Genomic DNA, 20,854 nt, shown 5'->3' with positions numbered 1-20,854 from the left:
CTCAAGCGTCCTTCTGCTTGGTGCCGAAGATCTTGTCACCGGCATCGCCCAGGCCTGGGATGATGTAGCCGTGTTCGTTCAGGCGCTCATCAATGGACGCGGTATAAATCTGCACGTCCGGGTGGGCCTTCTCGACGGCGGCGATGCCTTCGGGGGCGGCGACCAGCACCATGGCGCGGATGTCCTTGCAACCGGCTTTTTTCAGCAAGTCGATGGTGGCAACCATGGAACTGCCGGTGGCGAGCATCGGGTCGATGATCATCGCCAGGCGCTCGTTGATTTCCGGTACGAGTTTTTCCAGGTAGGTGTGGGCTTGCAAGGTTTCTTCATTACGCGCCACGCCGACGGCGCTGACTTTGGCGCCCGGGATCAGGCTGAGTACGCCTTCGAGCATGCCGATACCAGCGCGCAGGATCGGCACCACGGTGATTTTCTTACCAGCGATTTTCTCGACCTGGACGGGACCGGCCCAACCGGGGATCTCGTAGGTTTCCAGAGGCAAATCTTTGGTAGCTTCGTAAGTGAGCAGCGCTCCGACTTCCTGAGCAAGCTCACGGAAGTTCTTCGTGCTAATGTCGGCGCGGCGCATAAGGCCGAGTTTGTGTCGGATCAGCGGGTGGCGGATCTCGCGAGTGGGCATGGGAAAGGCTCCGGCGGCGGGCAAAAAAACCGGCCTAGATTAATCTATCCGAGGGTGTTGTCCTATAGACATCTAGTACGTTAGTCCATTAAGGCTTGATCGTTGCGCCTCACATGCGTACCTTTGCCCGCTTTTCTTGCCACAGCACCCCCTTGGAGAGCGCCATGTCCGCTGATCTCGAGCATATCCGTCAAATCATGCGCGAGGCTGACTGCCTGTACACCGAAGCGCAAGTCGAAGAAGCGATCGCCAAGGTTGGCGCACACATCACCCGCGAAATGGCCGAGACCAACCCGGTGGTGTTCTGTGTGATGAACGGCGGCTTGATCTTCGCCGGCAAATTGCTCACCCACCTGCAATTCCCGCTGGAAGCTTCCTACCTGCACGCTACCCGTTATCGCAACGAAACCACCGGCGGCGACCTGTTCTGGAAAGCCAAGCCGGAAGTCTCGTTCATTGATCGCGACGTGCTGATCATCGACGACATCCTCGATGAAGGTCACACCCTGGGCGCAATCATCGACTTCTGCAAACACGCCGGCGCACGCAAAGTGCACACCGCCGTGCTGATCGACAAAGACCACGACCGTAAGGCCCGTCCGGACCTGAAAGCCGATTACGTCGGCCTGCCGTGCATCGACCGCTACATTTTCGGTTACGGCATGGACTACAAAGGCTACTGGCGTAACGCCAATGGGATCTTCGCCGTTAAAGGGATGTAATCCGTGGTCCGCTTTCTTGATCAGACGCTGTTCACCGAATTGGCCGAGAAAGCGGCCGCCAGCCCCCGTGGTAGGCACCACCACAACTTCCATCAGATGGAAGAGCCGTGTCATCGCCTGGCCATCGGCTTGCAACCTGAGACGTATGTGCCGCCTCATCGGCACTTGAGCGCGGACAAGGCGGAAACCCTGCTGGTGCTCAAGGGCAGCCTGGGCCTGTTGGTGTTCGGTGATACCGGCGAGGTGATCGCCAAGCGCGTGATACAGGCGGGCGGCGAATGTGCGGGTGTCGACCTGCCACCGGGCGTCTTTCATGGCTTGGTGGTGCTGGAGCCCGATACGGTGATGTTCGAATGCAAGGCCGGGCCGTATCGAGCGCTGGGCGAGGGCGAGGCGGCTGACTGGGCACCGCGCGAAGGCGATGCCGGCGTCGCCGCGTATCAACGCTGGATGCTTGCCCAGTTCGATTGAGCTACAGTGCTCGGCCATCTTCCACGGAGCGGCCCATGAGCCTGTTGATACGCACTTGCGCCGCCCTGGCGTTGACCCTCAGCCTGCCCCTGGCGGCGGCGCCCGCGCCGATGCACAGCCAGTTCCTGCCGCCGGATGACCTCACCCTGCGCGCCAACACCCCCGACCAGCAGCAACTGCTGCAAGTCACCGAGTACGCGGTGGTGGTGGGTAACCAGCGGCAATCCACGCAGCAGCCCATCCCGGTGACCTCGCCGTTGATGATTCGCCTCAAGGGCAAGTCCCTGAACAAAGGCGCGACCATCAGCCAGGTGGTGCTCAATTTTGACGCCGAAAGCAAAAGCCTGAAAAAGCCAGTGTTCGATAACACCAGCAAAACCCTGACGTTGTCATACCCGATGGCGCAGTACCGGGTGATTGTCGACTTGCTGCGCAATGACACGGTGTACGTACAGTTCCTCAGTTATGCCAACGGGCATATCTGGGCGGACCTGCACACCGGCGCTGTTCGCGCAAAGTGATTCAGCCGACACGCGTTCAGTCATGTGAATGCAATCAATGTGGGAGCTGGCTTGCCTGCGATAGCGGTGAGCCAGTTGGCCCAACTGTCACTGATGCAACACTATCGCAGGCAAGCCAGCTCCCACAGGTGTGCTTGGTTGTTTTCGAAGGGGGTGTCTGGCAGGTAGACTTCCTCTCCCGTGTAATGTCTGCAGGCTGGAGTCGGTAATGCGTAAAGATAAGAAACAGGTGATTGGTGACGAGATCGGCGACGACCAGATCAAGTTGTTCCTGGACTTCGAGCCGGTCGATGCGACTTCACCGTCCCTGCACAAACTGATCAAGGCCTACCGTGGCCTGCGTATCGATGACTTCGCGCGGTTCCTGGGCTTTTTCAAGGAAGCAGGCCTGGACCTCGACGGCAAGGATGAGCATGGCCAGACCTTCGTTGACCTGATCAAGGATCAGCGTAATGCCGCCGAGTACATCGAACTGATCGACAACGCTCGCGGCTGATTATCCGAGACATAAAAAAACGCCCCGTTCTCATGCACAGAGCGGGGCGTTTTTTATTGCGTTAAAGCCTCAAGCGTAGCTTTCGGCCTCATTGCTTTGCTCAACCAGTTCCAGGCTGATGTTGTTCTGCGTGTTAATCTTGCGATACAGCTCGGCATCCGTCTCCAGCACTTTTTCCCGGGCCGGGAAAATCTCGTGCAGCTTGGCGGCCCACTCACCGGCAGTCTTGGCCGGGAAGCAGCGCTCGATCAGTTCAAGCATGATCGACACCGTCACCGAAGCGCCCGGGGACGCGCCCAGCAGGGCTGCCAGCGAGCCGTCTTTGGCCGCCACCAGCTCGGTGCCGAATTGCAGCACGCCGCCTTTTTTCGGGTCTTTCTTGATGATCTGCACCCGTTGGCCGGCCACTTCCAGGCGCCAGTCTTCGGCTTTCGCCTCAGGGTAGAAGCGGCGCAAGGATTCCAGGCGTTGCTCCATGGACTGCATGACTTCGCTGACCAGGTACTTGGTCAGGTCCATGTTATCGCGGGCCACGGCCAGCATCGGGCCGATGTTGCCGGCGCGAACCGACAGTGGCAGGTCAAGGAACGAGCCGTGCTTGAGGAACTTGGTGGTGAAACCGGCGTAGGGTCCGAACAGCAGGGATTTCTTGCCATCGACCACGCGGGTGTCCAGATGCGGCACGGACATTGGCGGCGAACCCACGGCGGCCTGGCTGTAGACCTTGGCCTGGTGGTGCTTGACCACTTCCGGGTTGTCGCAACGCAGCCACTGACCGCTGACCGGGAAACCACCGAAGCCTTTGCTTTCTTCGATGCCAGAGGCTTGCAGCAGCGGCAGGGCCGCGCCACCGGCGCCGAGGAACACGAACTTGGCGTCCACTTCACGGCTGTTGCCGCTGTTGACGTCCTTGATGCTGACGGTCCAGCCCGCGCCATTACGCTTGAGGCCGGTAACGCGCTTGCTGTACTTGACCTGGGCGTCGGCCGAGCTGCTCAGGTGGCTGAGCAACTGGTTGGTCAGGGCGCCGAAGTTGACGTCGGTGCCATTCATGACGCGGGTGGCAGCGATTTTTTCGTCGAGTGGGCGGCCCGGCATCATCAAAGGCATCCACTCGGCCATCTCATTGCGGTCTTCGGTGTAGTGCATGTCCGAGAACGCGTGGTGCTGGCTGAGGGTTTCAAAGCGCTTCTTGAGGAAGGAAACGCCTTTTTCACCCTGCACGAAGCTCAGGTGCGGCACTGGGCTGATAAAGGATTTGGACGAGCCAAAGGTGCCCTTTTTGGTCAGGTACGCCCAGAACTGCTTCGACACCTCGAACTGGGTGTTGATGTGCACGGCTTTCTTGATATCGATCGAGCCGTCGGTTGCCTGCGGCGTGTAGTTCAGCTCGCACAGACCAGCGTGGCCGGTACCGGCGTTGTTCCACGGGTTGGAACTCTCCGCGGCACCCGAATCCATCAGCTCAACGACTTCCAGCTTGAGGCCGGGGTCGAGCTCTTTGAGCAATACGGCCAGGGTGGCACTCATGATGCCGGCCCCTACCAGTACTACGTCGACTGCTTCGTTATGCGCCATTTAACGCGTCTCCAAAATCTGCAGCACCAAATTGACGGCATGGCTGCCAGGAGTGACGGGGCGGTTCACGTGTTGCCCCAGGTTACCCATGGCCAGGATCGCCATGTCCGATTCGCAATTCTTTGCATCTTCAGCACACGCTTCCTGCCGGGCTAATCTGCCTATGAACGCATTCATGGGCGCCTGTGGCAATTCGACTTATGGTCAAAGCGTGCGATTTGTGCAACCAATCCGTAGCGGACAGGCTCAAGCTCCGGTGTTTGAGGAGTGCTCGGTCCTGTGTGGTTGGGCTGTTCCAGACGCTGATGGTGCTTGTACAAACGCCAAACTATTCATTTGCTCGCCACACTCTTGTGAAGTTGTGAAAACCCGTTTTTTCACGCTCTTTTGAAGACGTGAACCTCAAAAAAGGGCTGCCCCAGCCTGGCACCTGGCCCGCAAACCTCTGCCGACAGGCGGCAAAACGGGCAAACAACTCAAGTGGCCGAGCGCAATGGCAGCTCTGGCAGATTCGGCAAAGAGGGGTGGTTTGCAAAGAAAACAGCAAGCGCGCCAGCTTCACTCGATCTGTGTGGGCGGCTCTCTGTGGGCGATTTGGGGGTTAATACCGAGGCATTAACGATGCTGCGAGGCCCGATCAGGAGACGTCCTTATAATCGGGGGGAGATTGTAGCGAAGAACGCCAAGGAAATGGGCGTGTTTTATGACTTTTATTAGTGTCTCGGTCAGGAGGCCAACGCATGCTGGGGTTGCGCGTGCATAACGTGTGGGCTGACCCGGGCACTTGTCGGTAGCGGGCGGTGCATCCAGCCCAGATGCGTCTCTGACACTTCCACCCAACCTTCGCCAACAGGCGGCAGGCTGCACTGCTTGAACGCCAGGCAATGCCCGTGCGCATCGAGCAGGGCATAGTGGCGATGACGGGGGTGTGACATGAACAATGACTTGAGAAGGCGCATGGCTTTGTACCTGTTACGTTACATGCTCGAAGGTTGCCAGTGTGCCATGACAGTGGAGTGACGAATTTATGTGAAATTGTAATTTCGGCAAGCCTTCAGCTGCCGTTCAGGATGGCTGGTGGGTGACCTGCGTGCACCGTTATACTGGCGGTCTGTTTGCACCTAGTCCTGGAGAAATGAGTATGTTGCAACGCCTGCTGTTCGGTTTGATCACTGTGACCAGTTTGACCCTGGTTGGCTGCGCCAACAGCCCGCAACAACTCAGCCCGCAACCTAAAGTCACTGCGCAGCTGGCCCCTGTAGGCCATGGCCAACCGGTGTCGGTGCGTGTAGTGGATGGTCGTCCGTCGCCAACCCTGGGCTCCCGTGGCGGCCTGTACCCTGAGACTGCGCTTATTTCGGTAACCGGCCAGGACGTGCTGCCCAAGCTGCAAGCCCAGGCCGAAGCCGCCGTGCGCCTGTTGGGTTTCACCCCGGCCAACTCGCCGGGCGCTCCTCAACTGACCATTACCTTGGCGGAGCTGAAATACCAGTCGCCTAAAGAAGGCCTGTATGTGACGGAAGCCTCCATCGGCGCGACGTTCAAATCTGATGTCAGTGCCGGTACGCGTCGCTACAGTGGCCGCTACGGCGCTTCTCTGAATCAGCGCTTCGGTATGTCGCCGAACCAGGAAACCAACACCAAGCTGGTCAGCGACGTGTTGAGCGACGCGCTGACGCGTTTGTTTAAAGACCCAAGCATCGGCCAATTGCTCAGCGCGCAGTAACCGCCGACAAGCGCCTCACAAAAAACCGGGCTCAGCGATGAGCCCGGTTTTTTTACGCCTGTCGCTTTTATGCAGCCGTTTCGACATAAAAGTCCAACACACTTACGCCAGTCAGCAGATCCAGTTCCGGCAGGTCGGCGTGCTGGTGCCCGCCGAGGGCGCAATACACCAGCCAGTGGCGATCCTGGACGTTGAATGCCAAGCCGCCGACCAGGGCTTCTTGCTCTTCGTTTGGGGCGATCAGGTACAGCCGATCCTGGTTTTGCGCATGCAGCATGACAAGCTCCTAAGCGTCGAAGGGCAACAGAGTGGCTTGTTAAGGTGACGTTCAGGTGACGCTGTAAATTACTGGATACATTACGGGTACATGGGGACGGAGCATTACTCGGGCAGGAGGCCACTATCGTTCAGGTTTGTATCTGAATAGATACCAAGATACTGGTCGACCGAGGTTTGCGATGGCGCTGCCCGCACTACTGATCAATGCTGTGGCTTTATTGGTGGCCTGCCCGGGTGCAGCGCTGCTGTTCATTACCCGCTTGCGTGAGCAGCGCGCCCTGGCCGACCTGACCGCGAAAAGCGAAGACCGCGCGATCGACCTGCCGATGTTGTTTCTGGATGTGCGCACCGAACGGGCGCATCGTCTGGCCTACCGTGTCGGGTTCGCCTGCCTTGGGCTGGCGCTGGCCATTTCCTGGCTCAGCACCCACCTCTAAGAACACCGCACAACCAAATGTGGGAGCGGGCTTGCCCGCGAAAGCGGCGTGTCAGTCGATACATCGTTGACTGAATCAGCGCATTCGCAAGCAAACCGGCTCCCACATTTTTGATTCGGTGTTTACAGGGGAATACCGGCCTTTACCCGATACTGGTTGCGCACCGGCGTTGCATATTGCACCACCAGAAACGGCCGGTGTTCAGCCGGGCATTCATTCAAGCGTCGCTCCCACTCCGCTTTCGCCTTCGCCAATTCATCGGCCGGGAATACCTCGGCCGCGGTTGGCACCTGCAATTGCGGGTCGGCATCGCTCCACTGTGCGTACGCCAGGTAATGCACCGGGAACAAGCGATAACCCCCAAGAATCTGCCGGTCCATCTCCACGGCCAGCAGCTTGGTGTCTTCAAAACGTTCGGTGATAGGCGGTGCAAAGTTCACGTGCACGCGGCCCTTGTAGCCGGTGATACCGAGGGCAATGCTTACGTCGTCTTCGCCCGGCGCCTTGCTGTAGGTGCCGGTGGTGGCGCGGATATACAGCTCGCGCGCCTTGGCGCTGTCACACGGGTCGTATTCATAGCTGATGGACACCGGCGTCAGGTTCAACGACTGGATCACCTCGGCAAACGGCTCGTCTTTGCGGCTGACATGGAACATCTTGAGGATCGCTGACTCGGTGCGATCATCCCCATCCTTGGCACGGCCTTCGGCCTGGGCGATCCAGATCGACTGGCAGTCGTTGCGGATCGAATGGTTGATGTAGGCCGACAGCAGTTGGTAGGCCGCCATCTTTTCCTTTCGCCCGGTGATCGAGCGGTGCACGATAAAACTCTTGTTCAGGCGCATCAGGTCGCTGACAAACGGCTTTTGCAGCAGGTTGTCGCCGATGGCGATGCGTGGCGTTGGCAGGCCGGCGTGGTACACGGCATAGTTGACGAAGGCCGGGTCCATCACGATATCGCGGTGGTTGGCCAAAAACAGATAAGCGGTGCCCGACTTGAGTTGCTCGACGCCGGTGTAGGTTACGCCGTCGGTCGCGCGATCAATGGTGTGATCGACGTAATACTCGACTTTGTCCTGCAGCGTGGCCACGGTGGTGACGCCGGCGAATTCACGGCGCAGCTTGCGGGCGATCATCGGCTTGAGCAGCCAGCCCAGGGCGCCGGCAAAGCGCGGGAAGCGGAAGTGGGTCAGGATGTCCAGAAAGGCCTTGTCACTGAACAGACGTGCCAGCACTGCCGGGACTTCGCTGTCGTTGTAAGGTCGGATGGTATCGAATTCGCCCATCATGCTCTCTTGTTAGAAACGGCTAGTGTTAGTAAAGGAAATATCAGGGTGCGGCCGCAACATTGGCTCTGCCGTGAATAGCCCTGTAAATAGACCGGCGATTATACGCACAAGTCACCTGAGAGACCGCGATGGAAGAGGAGTCGTACGAATGTCCTTATTGTGGAGAGGTGGTCACAGCGTTGCTGGACCTGTCGGCGGGCGATCAGGAATATATAGAAGACTGCCCTGTGTGCTGCCGGCCGATTACGTTCGAGCTCCAGGTACACGGTGACGAGTGGATGCTGAACGTGCGCAGCGAAAACGAATAACAGGTACGCCCATGCAGCGAATTTATGAGCCGGAAAACCTGATGGAAGGCGAGCTGCTGCAACAAATGCTCGCCAGCGAGGGCATCGAGGCGCACCTGGTGGGGCGCCATTTGCTCGGCGGTACCGGCGAACTGCCGATTTTCGGCCTGCTGGGGCTGGAAGTAGATAACGACCAGGCCGCCTACGCCCGCGAGCTGATTACCGCTTACATCGGTGCGCAGCCCTTGCCCGGCGATGAACCCGACAGCTTCCCCGACGTATTGGTCTGTTAGGCTGTCGGTCGGTTTACCCAAGAGTCGTGTTACCCCATGTGTGGACGTTATGCCCTGTTTCGCTGGAACCCTGCCTTCGCTGCCTTACCGGGATTCCCCTCGGATCAAAAGGCCCAGTGGAATATCTCCCCGAATGATTCGGTGCTGATCCAGCGCCAGAGCGAAGGCCAGCGCACCCTTGCGCGTGCCCGCTGGGGGCTCACGCCGCCGTGGCTGACCGACCTTTCCCGCACTCCGGCCCATGCCCGCGCCGAAACCCTGGCGGAGCAACCGATGTTTCGCGAAGCCTTTCGCCAGCGCCGTTGCCTGCTGCCGGCCAATGGTTTTTACGAATGGCGTGGCACCCAACGCAAGCGTCCTTACTGGCTGACGCCGGGTGAAGGCTCGACGCTGTTTTTTGCGGCCATCTGGGAGGCGTATCCGGTGCAGGAGCAGGTGTGGCTGAGCACGGCAGTGGTCACCCAGGCCGCGCAGAGTCAGCGGCGGCCGTTGATTCTCGACGCGGCGGGGCAGGAGGCCTGGTTGAATCCAGAGACCCCCTTGCATGTGTTGCAAGGCTTGCTGGCCAGCGAGCCCGTCGCATTGCGCGAGCGGGTCCTGGCCAACATGGTGAATGACCCGAAGTTGAATGGGCCCGAGTGCCTGACGCCGGCTTAAGCCTTGTGGTTGCAGGTTGGATTCACCGGCCTCAACACCACCGCAAACCGCTAAACCTTGAACGGGATGACCCGCCTCCGCTGTAGGCGTGTGGGATGTATCTGAAAGTTGGTGGTTACACGTCTTGTGTATCTGGCGCAGATACACACGACCGCCTACGATACGCGCCAGGTTTCCAGGGAGAGTGTTGATGAAGAAGTCATTGGCGGTAAGCGTACTCAGTGCAGCGATGCTGCTGGCTGGTTGCCAGTCGGTAAACACCACCAACGGCGGTGCCGTCGGGGTAGAGCGCAAGCAGTACATGTTCAGCATGCTATCGAGCCAGGAAGTCGACCAGATGTACGCCCAGTCCTATCAGCAGACGCTGGGGGAGGCGAGTGGTAAAGGCATGCTGGACAAAACCAGCGCCAACGCCAAGCGCGTGCAGGCGATTGCCAATCGTCTGATCGCCCAGGCACCGACCTTCCGCCCGGATGCGGCGCAGTGGAAGTGGGAAGTGAACCTGATCAAAAGCGATGAGATGAACGCCAACTGCGGGCCTGGCGGCAAGATTTTTGTGTACAGCGCGTTGATCGACAACCTCAAGCTTACCGATGACGAGTTGGCTGCGGTGATGGGCCATGAAATCGCCCACGCGTTGCGCGAACACGGGCGTGAAGCCATGTCCAAGGCCTACGGCATCCAAATGGCCAAGCAGGGCGCTGGTGCCTTGTTCGGGTTGGGCCAGGACAGCCTGGCTTTAGCCGATACGGTTGCAAACTACGGCATGACCTTGCCGAACAGCCGCGCCAACGAAAACGAAGCGGACCTGATCGGGCTGGAGCTTTCGGCCCGGGCTGGCTACAACCCAAACGCGGCCATCACGTTGTGGAACAAGATGGCCAAGGCTTCGGAAGGCGCGCCACCGGAGTTCATGAGCACGCACCCGGCTTCCGACAGTCGGATCGCTTCGTTGCAGGCGGCGATTCCGAAGGTGATGCCGCTCTATCAACAGGCCAAAAAAACCTGATATTTCAAGGCTTGTGAAGATCTAAATGTGGGAGCGGGCTTGCTCGCGAATGCGCAGTATCAGTCGGTAAATCTTTGACTGGACCGCCGCCTTCGCGAGCAAGCCCGCTCCCACATTTGATTGGGTTTACAACCAGCCGCTGCTTTGCATGGCCTTGTAAACCGCCACCACCGCCAGGACGAAAAACGCCGTAGCCGCCAGTCGACGAATCAACGTCAGCGGCAGTTTCTCCGCCGCGAAATTCCCCGCCAAGACCACCGGCACGTTCGCAATCAGCATGCCCAGGGTGGTGCCGATAATCACCAGCCACAACTCCGGATACTGCGCCGCCAGCATCACCGTGGCGATCTGCGTCTTGTCACCGATTTCCGCAAGGAAGAACGCAATCAGCGTGGTCAGGAACGGCCCGAACTTGCGTGTGGTACTGGCTTCGTCATCGTCGAGTTTGTCCGGCACCAGGGTCCACAGCGCGGTGGCACAGAAACTCGCCGCGAGAATCCAGTGCAACACCGCATCCGAGAAGAAACTGCCGAACCAGGCCCCCACGGCACCGGCGGCCGCATGGTTGGCCAGGGTCGCGGCGACAATGCCGGCGATGATCGGCCAGGGTTTGCGAAAGCGTGCGGCCAGGATGAGTGCGAGCAGCTGCGTCTTGTCGCCGATTTCGGCCAAGGCAACGATTGCGGTAGGAACGAGTAATGAATCCAGCATCAGGTAGGTTTCCAGGGGCGGGTCGACACGGCTATGACACGTACAGCCTTCCCGCCCCGGGTAAGGTGTGCGTGTCATAGGTCTTGTCAAACCCCGGTCCGTCTGTGCGGACTCCTGGGTCGCATACGCCATGGTCTGCTGAACAAGTATGTTGACGTATGCCGGACGAGCGTGGCGCTCGTGGGAGACTACTCCCCTAGGACGGAGCGGATTCTGCCTAGGCAAAACCCATTCGGCAAGCCTTCTTTTTCAAAAAGCCATCAGCCGCGTTTGGCACGGTAGATGCGGAAACCATTGCCCTCGGCCTTGATCGCACAGATGCCCAAGTGCTCTTCGATCAACGGTTGGTACTTGAGGAAGCTGTTGGCCACCAGGCGAAGTTCGCCGCCTTTTGCCAGGTGTTTCGCGGCTTTTCGCAGCAGATTTTCGGTGGCGAAATAATCCGTGTGCACCCCGACATGGAACGGTGGGTTGCTCAAAATCGCGTTCAAACCCATCGGCGCGGCGTCGATGCCGTCACCGGTCAGCACCTCGGCTTCCAGGCTATTGGCCGCCAGGGTCAGGCGACTGCTGGCAGCGGCGAATGCATCCACGTCCAGCATCGTCACGGTGTTGTGCGGGTAGCGACGTTTGACCGCCGCCCCCAGCACGCCCGCGCCGCAACCGAAGTCCAGCAAATGCCCGCTGGGCAGTTTGTCCAAATGCTCGAGCAACAGTTCGGTGCCGCGATCCAGGCGACCGTGGCTGAACACGCCCGGCAGGCTCACCACCTTGAGCGGCCCCTCGGCCAGTGGCACCTCGAACACCTGTGCCAGGCTTTCCAGCTCGACCGCTTGGGGCGCGTTGGCCACGGTGACTTGCCACAGCTGGCAATGCCGCGCGTTATCGAGCTTGCGTGGCTTGCCGAAAGGGGTCATCTGTTTGGCGGCGCTTTCGATACCGCCTTTTTTCTCCCCGACCAGAAACAGCTCGGCGCCGGGCAGGCGCGCGGCCACGGCGTTGAGCAGGTAGTCGGTGAGGTCCTTGGACTTGGGCAGGAAAATCACCGCCGCATCAAACGCGCGCTCGGGCACGTTCACGCCGAACAGGCTGCGCTCGGGGAAGCGTGCGTCGAGCGCGGCCTGGTCACCGGCATGCCAGCACCAGCCGTGAGCATTGGGCAGGCGGCCGAGCAAATCGTCGGCGGGCAACCCTACCAGCAGCAGGTTGCCTTGAAAAAGTTCGGCCTGACGAAGCAGTACTTCACTGCGCGGATCCATGGTCTGCTCCTTGAAAAGGGGCGCAGTTTATCAACTGACGACACGCAGCGGGGCGCCGCTGAAAAAGCCTCGAGCGTTTTCGGCCAATTGGCCGACGATTCGTTGCCGCGCTTCGCGGCTGCCCCAGGCGTTGTGGGGGGTGACGATCAGCCGAGGAATGTCGCCAGCCAGCAGCGGGTTGCCCTGCACCGGTGGCTCCACGCTCAGTACGTCGGTCGCCGCGCCGCCCAGATGGCCACTGCGCAAAGCGTCCGCCAGCGCCTGTTCGTTGATCAAGCCGCCGCGCGCCGTATTGACGATAAACGCGCCGGGCTTGAGCAGCGCCAGTTCGCGGGCGCCGATAAAGTCATGGGTGTGTTCATTGAGCGGGCAGTGCAGCGTGAGCGCGTCGACCTGCGTGAGCAATTCATCCAGCGGCACGCGGTCGGCGCGGGCAGGGCGCCCGGGAATTGCGCCCAGCACCACGCGCATGCCAAAGGCCTCGGCCAGTCGCGCCACGGCGCTGCCCAGTTCGCCATGGCCGAGCAGGCCAAGGGTTTTGCCCTCCAACTCGACAATCGGGTAGTCCAGCAGACAGAACTGCTTGGCCTCTTGCCACTTGCCTGCGGCGACATCCCGTTGGTAGTCGTTCAAGCGCGTCGCCAGGTTGAGCAACAGCATGATCGTATGTTGCGCCACCGACGGCGTGCCGTAGCCCTGGCAGTTGCTCACGGTAATGCCATGGGCGCGGGCGGCGGCGAGGTCGACGTTGTTAGTGCCGGTGGCCGATACAAGGATCAGCTTTAGCTCGGGGCAGGCCTCCAGGGTTTCGGTGTTCAGGGCGATCTTGTTGCTGATGACTATCTGGGCGCCTTGCAAGCGTTCGACCACGTTTTGCGGCGTGGTGTGTGCGTATAGCTGCAGGTCGCTGAAGCTGTTGCGCAATTCGCTGAGGTCCAGGTCCCCCAGGTCCAGGGACGGGTGATCAAGGAAGACGGCGCGGCGATTGTTCGTCATCAACTGTACCTTTTGCGACAGGGTTCGAAGGCGTAATCTCCCGAGCCTATCAGATGAAATAATCAGTTACTTACTGGAGTGAGTATGTACGCCGCCGAGTTTTTGACCGTAGCCTTGATTCACTTGTTGGCGGTGGCCAGTCCCGGTCCGGATTTCGCCGTGGTGGTGCGCGAGAGTGTGACCCATGGCCGTCGCGCCGGAACCTGGACCGCGCTGGGTGTTGGTTCGGCGATTTTCCTGCACGTGGGTTACTCGTTGCTCGGGATTGGCTTGATCGTGTCCCAGTCGATCGTGCTGTTCAATGCGCTGAAATGGGCGGCGGCGGCGTACTTGCTGTACATCGGCTTCAAGGCGTTGCGCGCGCAACCGGCCAAGCCCGTGGCCGAGGGCGAGTTGCACCGTGAAGTGGGCGAACGCACTGCGCGTGGGGCGTTTACTGCAGGTTTTGTGACCAATGGCTTGAACCCCAAGGCCACGCTGTTCTTTCTGTCGCTGTTTACCGTGGTGATTAATCCGCATACGCCGCTGGCGATTCAGGCGGGTTATGGGGTGTACCTGGCTGTGGCGACGGCTGTGTGGTTCTGCCTGGTGGCCATGTTGTTCAGCCAGCAGCGCGTGCGGGCTGGGTTTGCGCGTATGGGGCACTGGTTTGATCGGACCATGGGGGCGGTGTTGATTGCTATTGGTGTGAAGCTTGCGTTTACCAGCATGAAATGAGGTGGGGTTTTTTTTCGGGTGGGGTAGATGGGGGGCATGTCCGTTGCTGCGGTAACGGCGGCTTAGGGTTCCGCCCTTACGGCGGGTCACTTTTTTACAAGCGCCCTAAAAAAGTAACCAAAAAACGCTTTGCCCCACCACTCGGTGCCTCGCCCAGGCTCGGCATGCCCGCACTCCGGCTTGAATCCGTGGGCCGCCGCAATGGGCCATCCTTGGCCCAGTGCGGCTAACCCGGCGTCCTGCCGGGTTACCCACGGATTCAAGCCTGCGTTCGGCCATCGTGGTTAACGGGGCCTGTCAGATCAAGATCGACAGCAGATCAACAGCAGAGCACGGCGGCCTGGTAGCCGACCTGAGTGGTAGAAGCGAAAGCAGGGCAAAAACACAGCAGAGGCAGATCAGAAGCAGAACTGCTTTTCTGTGGGAGCTGGCTTGTCGGACCGCCGAACCGCTGCGATGCAGACACATCGGTACATCAGGCATATCCAGTTGATGCCATCGCAGGCAAGCCAGCTCCCACATTGACGGTGTACAGCCTGAAGAGCAGCACACCCTCTGCCTGATGCACCGAGGTCAAAATGTGGGAGCGGGCTTGCTCGCGAATGCGGCGGGTCAGTCACCAGATGCATCAACTGACACACTGCTATCGGGAGCGAGCCCCTTCCCACATTTATCCGAGTTCAGTTTCCAAGATCAGCTCGGCTGTAAGGCCGCCTCAGCTTTGCTTTTGATCTAACCACTCAGGTCGGCTACTAGGCCGCCGTGCTCTGCTTTTGATCTTGATCTGCTGTTGATCTTAGGCGCCCCGTTAACCACGCTGGCCGAACGCAGGCTTTGGAGCGTGGGTAACCCGGCAGGACGCCGGGTTAGCCGCGATGGGCCAAGGATGGCCCATGGCGGCGGCCCACGGTCCAAAGCCTGCGTGAGGGCACACCGAGCCTAGGCGAGGTGCCGAGTGGTGGGGCAAGAGCCCTTTGCTTACTTTGGGGCTTTTCCAAAGTGAGTCGCCGTAAGGGCGAAACCCATAGCTGCCATGACGCTTATAACGGATATGTACTCCGTAGCCCGGTGACAACCATAAGGCTTGCAGATAGTTATCCCCTGATAGTGCCCACATTTCATCTCAGCAATGCTCCACTAATGGCGTAAAGCTAGCATTCATTGAACGCTGCAAATCATTCCTTTGGCTGATTTAGCTGAAACATAAGCGCTCTAAAGTGCAGGTCTTCAAGCCAAGACCGTGCAGTCAGATAAGGGATTCGTATGTTGCAGACCCGTGTTATCCCGCCCGCCGAAGGCGCTTACCAATACCCGCTGTTGATCAAACGCCTGTTGATGTCCGGGGCGCGCTACGAGAAGACCCGGGAAATCATCTACCGCGACAAACTGCGCTACACCTACCCAACCCTGATCGAACGCGTTGCCCGCCTGGCCAATGTGTTGACCGAAGCCGGGGTCAAGGCCGGTGACACCGTCGCCGTGATGGACTGGGACAGCCACCGTTACCTGGAATGCATGTTCGCGATCCCGATGATCGGCGCGGTGATCCACACGATCAATGTGCGCCTGTCGCCGGAACAAATCCTCTACACCATGAACCACGCCGAAGACCGCTTTGTGCTGGTCAACAGTGAGTTTGTCGGGCTCTACCAGGCCATTGCCGGCCAGTTGACCACGGTCGACAAGACCCTGCTGCTCACCGACGGCGATTCCAAAACCGCCGAGTTGCCCCATTTGGTCGGCGAGTACGAAACCCTGCTGGCGGCCGCGAGCCCCAAGTACGACTTCCAGGACTTCGACGAAAATTCGGTCGCCACCACCTTCTACACCACAGGCACCACCGGCAACCCCAAGGGCGTGTACTTCACCCACCGCCAGTTGGTGCTGCACACCATGGGGGTGGCGACCATCATGGGCAGTGTCGACAGCGTGCGCCTGCTGGGCACCAACGATGTGTACATGCCGATCACACCGATGTTCCACGTCCACGCCTGGGGCTTGCCGTATGTGGCAACCATGCTCGGCTTGAAGCAGGTGTACCCCGGCCGCTACGACCCGGAATACCTGGTGGAGTTGTGGCGCAAGGAAAAGGTCACCTTCTCCCACTGCGTGCCGACCATCCTGCAAATGGTGCTTAACGCCAAGGCTGCCCAGGACGTGCACTTTGGCGGTTGGAAAATTGTCATCGGCGGCAGCGCGCTTAATCGCACACTGTATGAAGCGTCCAAAGCGCGAGGCATTCAACTGACCGCCGCGTACGGCATGTCCGAAACCGGGCCGCTGGTGTCTTGCGCCCATCTCAACGAAGAGCTGATGGCCGGCAGCGAAGACGAACGCACCACCTACCGCATCAAGGCCGGCGTGCCCGGGCCATTGGTGGAGGCGGCGATCATCGACGGCGACGGCAACTTCCTGCCCGCCGATGGCGAGTCCCAGGGCGAGTTGGTGCTGCGGGCGCCCTGGCTGACCGAAGGCTATTACAACGAGCCGCAAAAGGGCGCCGAGCTGTGGGAAGGCGGCTGGATGCACACCGGAGACGTGGCCACCCTGGATGCATTTGGCGTGATCGATATTCGCGACCGCATCAAGGACGTGATCAAGACCGGTGGCGAGTGGATCTCGTCCCTGGCCCTCGAAGACCTGGTCAGCCGTCACCCGGCGGTACGCGAAGTAGCGGTGGTGGGCATCGCCGACCCGCAATGGGGCGAGCGTCCGTTTGCCTTGCTGGTGGTGCGTGATGGCCATGTGATAGGTGCCCGCGAGCTCAAGGAACACCTCAAGCCTTTCGTCGAGCTGGGCCATTTGAGCAAGTGGGCCATTCCTAGCCAGATCGCCGTTGTTACTGAAATTCCCAAGACCAGCGTCGGGAAACTCGACAAAAAACGTATCCGCATCGACATCATTGAATGGCAGGCCAACAACAGCACGTTCCTGTCCACTCTCTGACGCCTCTCGCCGCGCCCGTTCGGGCGCGGCAATGCTCTATCTCGCGCCTTCACTTGTGATTTATCGATTTTCAGCCATCCTTGCCTCGCCGGCCTTCGTCGGCGTGGCGAAAGGGTTGTGGCAGACGGGTCGGTGATGCAAATCACACTTTAGAGGGATCAAGCGATACCCCCCGCTGGCTATAGTCCCTTCCAGAGTTTTTCAAGGATGTTGTGCTTCGGGCCATGGGGGCTCGGTTGCCGTTCAGCATTGGAATCGTTGTATTCCGGCCGTTACAAGCATCCAGAAGAAAGAACTCACTGCCATAACAATAATGCACATGGAGTAGCGTCGATGACCTCAGTAAACCAGTTCTGGCGCCGGGCAAGACTGCCCCTGGCCGTCAGTCTCGCTTCTACGCTCGCCGGGCCCGCATTCGGCGTCAGTTTCAACATCGGTGAAATCGAAGGTAGCTTTGACTCATCCCTGTCCGTAGGGGCGAGCTGGTCGACTGCCGGTCGCAATAAAGACCTGATCGGTGCCAACAACGGTGGCAGGGGGTTATCGCAAACCTCCGATGACGGCCACCTGAACTTCAACAAGGGTGATGCCTTCTCGAAGATCTTCAAGGGCATCCATGACCTTGAGTTGAAATACGGCGATACCGGCATCTTTGTGCGTGGCAAATACTGGTACGACTTCGCGCTGCAAAACGAAGACCTGGACTTCAAGAACGTCAGCAACGACAACCGTAAAGAGGGCGCCAAGTCCTCTGGCGGGCAGATTCTCGATGCCTTCGTCTACCACAACTACACCATCGCCGATCAGCCGGGTAACGTGCGTCTTGGCAAGCAGGTCGTAAGCTGGGGCGAAAGTACGTTCATTGGTGGCGGTATCAACTCGATCAACCCGATCGACGTCTCTGCATTCCGCCGTCCGGGCGCCGAGATCAAGGAAGGCCTGATTCCGGTCAACATGTTCTACGTGTCCCAGACCCTGACCGATAACCTCTCCGCAGAGGCGTTCTACCAGTTGGAGTGGGACCAGACCGTGGTGGATAACTGCGGTACGTTCTTCTCCCAGCCGGACGTGATTGCCGATGGTTGCAGCAATAACCTGCGGGTCTTGAACAAGCGTTCCACCATCCCTGGCGCGGCCTTGCCAACCCTTAACGCGCTTGGCGTCGATGTGAACAACGAAGGCGTGCTGGTGCGTCGCGGCGGTGACCGTGATGCACGCGACAGCGGCCAGTTCGGCGTGGCCATGCACTACAACTTCGAGCCGCTGGACACTGAGTTCGGCGCGTATTTCATGAACTACCACAGCCGTGCGCCGATCTTCAGCGCGACAGGTGCGCCAAACTCGGCCTACACCCGTCCGCTGGGGCCGTTGGCGGCATTGCGTCCGTTGATCGTGGCGGGCAGTTCGAATTACTTCGTTGAGTACCCGGAAGATATCCGCCTCTATGGCTTGAGCTTCTCCACCACGCTGCCTACCGGCACCGCCTGGAGTGGTGAATTGAGCTACCGGCCAAACGCGCCGGTACAGCTGAGCACCACCGATATTCTGTATGCGGGCGTCACGCCGATTCCGGGCTTTGGCAATGCTTCGGTGCTCAAGGGCACGCCGGGCCAGGACCTGCACGGTTACAACCGCAAGGAAGTGACCCAGTTCCAGACCACCTTTACGCACTTCTTCGACCAGGTGATGGGCGCCACCCGCCTGACAACCGTGGGCGAAATCGGCGTGACCCATGTGGGCGGCCTTGAGAGCAAAAACGTTGCACGTTATGGCCGTGATCCAGTCTTTGGTCCCGGCACCCTGCCTGGCGGTTTCTGCACCGCACTCGACAATTCGACGGCTCAAGGTGCCGGCCTGCCCAATGCGTCCGGCCTGAACACCAACTGCAACAATGACGGCTACACCACTGCGACGTCCTGGGGTTACCGCGCCCGGGCAATCTGGGAATACCCGGATGTGTTTGCCGGTGTGAACCTCAAGCCCAACGTGGCCTGGTCCCATGACGTCAAAGGTTACTCGCCAGGCCCTGGCGGCAACTTTGAAGAGGGTCGCAAGGCCGTCAGCCTGGGTGTCGATGCCGAGTACCAGAACACCTACACCGTCAGCCTGAACTACACCAACTTCTTTGGTGGCAAATTCACCACGGTGGATGATCGCGATTTCATCGCTCTGAGCGCCGGCGTGAACTTCTAAGCACACTCTTTTCAGATGCATGTAATTCAGGAAGAACCAGAACATGAAAATAACTAAAAGTCTGTTGCAGGTGGGTGTGCTTGGGCTGTCGATCATGGCGGGTAGCGTCATGGCGGCAGTCTCGGCGGATGAGGCGGCCAAACTGGGCACGACCCTGACGCCGATGGGCGCCGAAATGGCCGGCAACGCGGCCGGCACCATTCCGAAATGGTCGCCACTGCCGACCAATGCCGGCGCTGTGGATGCCCGTGGTTTCCTGGCCAACCCGTATGCCAGCGAACAACCGCAGTTCACCATCACCGCGCAGAACGTCGAGCAGTACAAAGACAAGCTGGCGCCTGGGCAGTACGCGATGTTCAAGCGTTACCCGGACACCTTCAAGATGCCGGTCTACCCGACGCATCGCGGCGCTACCGTGCCGGCTGATGTGTTTGCCGCCATCAAGAAGAACGCCACCCACACCAACCTGGTGTCGGGCGGCAACGGCCTGGAAAACTTCGAAACCGCTGTACCGTTCCCGATTCCCAAGAGCGGCGTCGAGGTTATCTGGAACCACATCACCCGTTATCGCGGCGGCAGCGTGACCCGTCTGGTCACCCAGGCCACCCCGCAAACCAACGGTTCGTTCAGTCTGGTGTACTTCCGCGATCAGTTCGTGTTCCGCGACAAGATGAAGGACTACGACCCGAAAAACCCGGGCAACGTGCTGTTTTACTTCAAGCAGCAAGTGACCGCACCGGCGCGTCTGGCCGGTGGTGTGCTGCTGGTGCACGAAACCCTCGACCAGGTGAAAGAACCGCGTTCGGCATGGGTCTATAACGCCGGCCAGCGCCGCGTGCGCCGGGCACCGCAAGTGTCCTATGACGGGCCGGGTACCGCTGCCGATGGCCTGCGTACCTCGGACAACCTCGACATGTACAACGGCGCACCCGACCGCTACGACTGGAAGCTGGAAGGCAAAAAAGAAATCTACATCGCCTCCAACAGCTACAAGATCGACGATCCGAAACTCAAGTATGTCGACATCATCAAGGCCGGCCACATCAACCAGGACCTGGCTCGCTACGAGCTGCGTCGCGTCTGGCACGTGGTCGCGACCTTGAAGGAAGGCCAGCGCCACATCTACGCCAAACGTGACTTCTTCATCGACGAAGACACCTGGCAAGCAGCGGTCATCGACCACTACGACGGCCGTGGCCAACTGTGGCGCGTCGCCGAAGCCCATGCCGAGAACTACTACGACAAGCAAGTGCCGTGGTACGCCCTGGAAACCCTCTACGACCTGCAGTCCGGCCGCTACCTGGCGCTGGGCATGAAGAACGAAGAGAAGCAGGCGTATGACTTCGGCTTCACCGCCACCACCAGCGACTTCACCCCCGCGGCCTTGCGCCAGGACGGTGTTCGCTAAGCAGCACTCGCTCGACAATGTGGGAGGGGGCTTGCTCCCGATAGCGGTGGGTCAGTCGATGTATTAAGTGACTGACACACCCTTATCGGGAGCAAGCCCCCTCCCACTTTTGTTCGTGGTGCTCTGGCTGGGATATTTTTTGTCGCAGTTCTTTTTCAGGCAAATGTTGCAAAGATCTACAAACCTGCCGCTTTTACCGCTAGTCTGCGGACATCTGCA

The 20,854-nt window shown here is 59.6% G+C and carries 22 protein-coding genes and 1 riboswitch; of the genes, 14 read left to right on the top strand and 8 right to left on the bottom strand.

Features of this window, described 5'->3' with window-relative positions; all coding sequences use genetic code 11:
- Nucleotide 1: 1 nt before the first annotated feature.
- Entirely contained in the window at nt 2-640 is a 639-nt protein-coding gene (gene upp, locus ACI77D_RS11145) for a uracil phosphoribosyltransferase (protein WP_017138223.1), read from the bottom strand.
- 164 nt (nt 641-804) lie between these two features.
- Here upp and ACI77D_RS11140 point away from each other — a divergent pair, with 164 nt between their 5' ends.
- From ACI77D_RS11140 to ACI77D_RS11125, 4 genes are all read left to right on the top strand, one after another.
- Nucleotides 805-1,362, top strand: coding sequence for a hypoxanthine-guanine phosphoribosyltransferase (locus tag ACI77D_RS11140; protein ID WP_053254434.1), 558 nt, complete (start codon nt 805-807; stop codon nt 1,360-1,362).
- Nucleotides 1,363-1,365: 3 nt separating this feature from the next.
- Nucleotides 1,366-1,833, top strand: a complete 468-nt coding sequence (locus ACI77D_RS11135) for a WbuC family cupin fold metalloprotein (protein WP_407016573.1) — start codon at nt 1,366-1,368, stop codon at nt 1,831-1,833.
- A gap of 35 nt (nt 1,834-1,868) precedes the next feature.
- Nucleotides 1,869-2,354, top strand: a complete 486-nt coding sequence (locus tag ACI77D_RS11130) for a hypothetical protein (RefSeq protein WP_064450732.1) — start codon at nt 1,869-1,871, stop codon at nt 2,352-2,354.
- Between the two features lie 208 nt (nt 2,355-2,562).
- Entirely contained in the window at nt 2,563-2,850 is a 288-nt protein-coding gene (locus tag ACI77D_RS11125; protein ID WP_106578694.1) for a PA4642 family protein, read from the top strand.
- Nucleotides 2,851-2,919: 69 nt separating this feature from the next.
- Here ACI77D_RS11125 and mqo read toward each other — a convergent pair whose 3' ends face one another.
- Entirely contained in the window at nt 2,920-4,428 is a 1,509-nt protein-coding gene (gene mqo, locus ACI77D_RS11120) for a malate dehydrogenase (quinone) (RefSeq protein ID WP_064450734.1), read from the bottom strand.
- A 725-nt stretch (nt 4,429-5,153) separates the two neighbouring features.
- Nucleotides 5,154-5,387, bottom strand: a complete 234-nt coding sequence (locus ACI77D_RS11115; protein WP_064450735.1) for a hypothetical protein — start codon at nt 5,385-5,387, stop codon at nt 5,154-5,156.
- A gap of 182 nt (nt 5,388-5,569) precedes the next feature.
- Between ACI77D_RS11115 and ACI77D_RS11110 the strand changes: the two genes are divergently transcribed.
- The gene (locus tag ACI77D_RS11110; protein ID WP_064450736.1) at nt 5,570-6,154 is read left to right on the top strand and encodes a YajG family lipoprotein; all 585 of its coding nucleotides are present in this window, start codon (nt 5,570-5,572) and stop codon (nt 6,152-6,154) included.
- Nucleotides 6,155-6,221: 67 nt separating this feature from the next.
- Here the strand turns inward: ACI77D_RS11110 and ACI77D_RS11105 are convergent, their stop codons facing one another.
- Nucleotides 6,222-6,431 (bottom strand): hypothetical protein, encoded by a 210-nt coding sequence (locus ACI77D_RS11105; protein WP_053254441.1) that lies wholly within the window; start codon nt 6,429-6,431, stop codon nt 6,222-6,224.
- A gap of 181 nt (nt 6,432-6,612) precedes the next feature.
- Here ACI77D_RS11105 and ACI77D_RS11100 point away from each other — a divergent pair, with 181 nt between their 5' ends.
- Entirely contained in the window at nt 6,613-6,870 is a 258-nt protein-coding gene (locus tag ACI77D_RS11100; RefSeq protein WP_064450737.1) for a hypothetical protein, read from the top strand.
- A gap of 122 nt (nt 6,871-6,992) precedes the next feature.
- On the opposite strand, the gene ACI77D_RS11095 is transcribed toward ACI77D_RS11100, so the two are convergent.
- Entirely contained in the window at nt 6,993-8,156 is a 1,164-nt protein-coding gene (locus tag ACI77D_RS11095; protein WP_208604450.1) for a 1-acyl-sn-glycerol-3-phosphate acyltransferase, read from the bottom strand.
- A 131-nt stretch (nt 8,157-8,287) separates the two neighbouring features.
- On the opposite strand from ACI77D_RS11095, the gene ACI77D_RS11090 reads away from it, so the two are divergent.
- From ACI77D_RS11090 to ACI77D_RS11075, 4 genes are all read left to right on the top strand, one after another.
- Nucleotides 8,288-8,467, top strand: a complete 180-nt coding sequence (locus tag ACI77D_RS11090; RefSeq protein ID WP_053254444.1) for a CPXCG motif-containing cysteine-rich protein — start codon at nt 8,288-8,290, stop codon at nt 8,465-8,467.
- A gap of 11 nt (nt 8,468-8,478) precedes the next feature.
- Complete coding sequence (locus tag ACI77D_RS11085) at nt 8,479-8,739, top strand: putative signal transducing protein (protein ID WP_064450739.1); 261 nt, start codon at nt 8,479-8,481, stop codon at nt 8,737-8,739.
- 36 nt (nt 8,740-8,775) lie between these two features.
- Complete coding sequence (locus tag ACI77D_RS11080; RefSeq protein WP_259763041.1) at nt 8,776-9,396, top strand: SOS response-associated peptidase; 621 nt, start codon at nt 8,776-8,778, stop codon at nt 9,394-9,396.
- 190 nt (nt 9,397-9,586) lie between these two features.
- Nucleotides 9,587-10,405, top strand: a complete 819-nt coding sequence (locus ACI77D_RS11075) for a M48 family metallopeptidase (RefSeq protein ID WP_064450741.1) — start codon at nt 9,587-9,589, stop codon at nt 10,403-10,405.
- A 126-nt stretch (nt 10,406-10,531) separates the two neighbouring features.
- On the opposite strand, the gene ACI77D_RS11070 is transcribed toward ACI77D_RS11075, so the two are convergent.
- The 3 genes from ACI77D_RS11070 to ACI77D_RS11060 form a co-directional block, all read right to left on the bottom strand.
- Nucleotides 10,532-11,116, bottom strand: coding sequence for a TMEM165/GDT1 family protein (locus ACI77D_RS11070; protein WP_053254447.1), 585 nt, complete (start codon nt 11,114-11,116; stop codon nt 10,532-10,534).
- Nucleotides 11,117-11,205: 89 nt separating this feature from the next.
- A riboswitch (yybP-ykoY riboswitch) is annotated at nt 11,206-11,325 on the bottom strand.
- A 51-nt stretch (nt 11,326-11,376) separates the two neighbouring features.
- Nucleotides 11,377-12,375, bottom strand: coding sequence for a class I SAM-dependent methyltransferase (locus ACI77D_RS11065; protein ID WP_064450742.1), 999 nt, complete (start codon nt 12,373-12,375; stop codon nt 11,377-11,379).
- 30 nt (nt 12,376-12,405) lie between these two features.
- Nucleotides 12,406-13,371: a 2-hydroxyacid dehydrogenase gene (locus ACI77D_RS11060; RefSeq protein WP_407016572.1), complete on the bottom strand. Its 966-nt coding sequence runs from the start codon at nt 13,369-13,371 to the stop codon at nt 12,406-12,408.
- A gap of 84 nt (nt 13,372-13,455) precedes the next feature.
- Between ACI77D_RS11060 and ACI77D_RS11055 the strand changes: the two genes are divergently transcribed.
- The 4 genes from ACI77D_RS11055 to ACI77D_RS11040 all read left to right on the top strand — a co-directional run bounded on the left by ACI77D_RS11055 (nt 13,456) and on the right by ACI77D_RS11040 (nt 20,635).
- On the top strand, nt 13,456-14,088 hold the full coding sequence (locus ACI77D_RS11055) for a LysE family translocator (protein ID WP_053254450.1): 633 nt from the start codon (nt 13,456-13,458) through the stop codon (nt 14,086-14,088).
- 1,263 nt (nt 14,089-15,351) lie between these two features.
- A complete protein-coding gene (locus ACI77D_RS11050; RefSeq protein ID WP_407016571.1) occupies nt 15,352-17,034 on the top strand; it encodes a fatty acid--CoA ligase in 1,683 nt (560 codons plus the stop codon).
- Nucleotides 17,035-17,367: 333 nt separating this feature from the next.
- The gene (locus tag ACI77D_RS11045; protein ID WP_064450745.1) at nt 17,368-19,227 is read left to right on the top strand and encodes a DUF1302 domain-containing protein; all 1,860 of its coding nucleotides are present in this window, start codon (nt 17,368-17,370) and stop codon (nt 19,225-19,227) included.
- A 43-nt stretch (nt 19,228-19,270) separates the two neighbouring features.
- Nucleotides 19,271-20,635 (top strand): DUF1329 domain-containing protein, encoded by a 1,365-nt coding sequence (locus ACI77D_RS11040; protein WP_064450746.1) that lies wholly within the window; start codon nt 19,271-19,273, stop codon nt 20,633-20,635.
- The last annotated feature ends 219 nt before the right edge of the window (nt 20,636-20,854 follow it).

The organism is Pseudomonas sp. O39 (genome assembly GCF_045447295.1).
Lineage (GTDB): Bacteria > Pseudomonadota > Gammaproteobacteria > Pseudomonadales > Pseudomonadaceae > Aquipseudomonas > Aquipseudomonas antarctica_A.
This window is presented reverse-complemented; position numbering and strand designations above follow the sequence as displayed.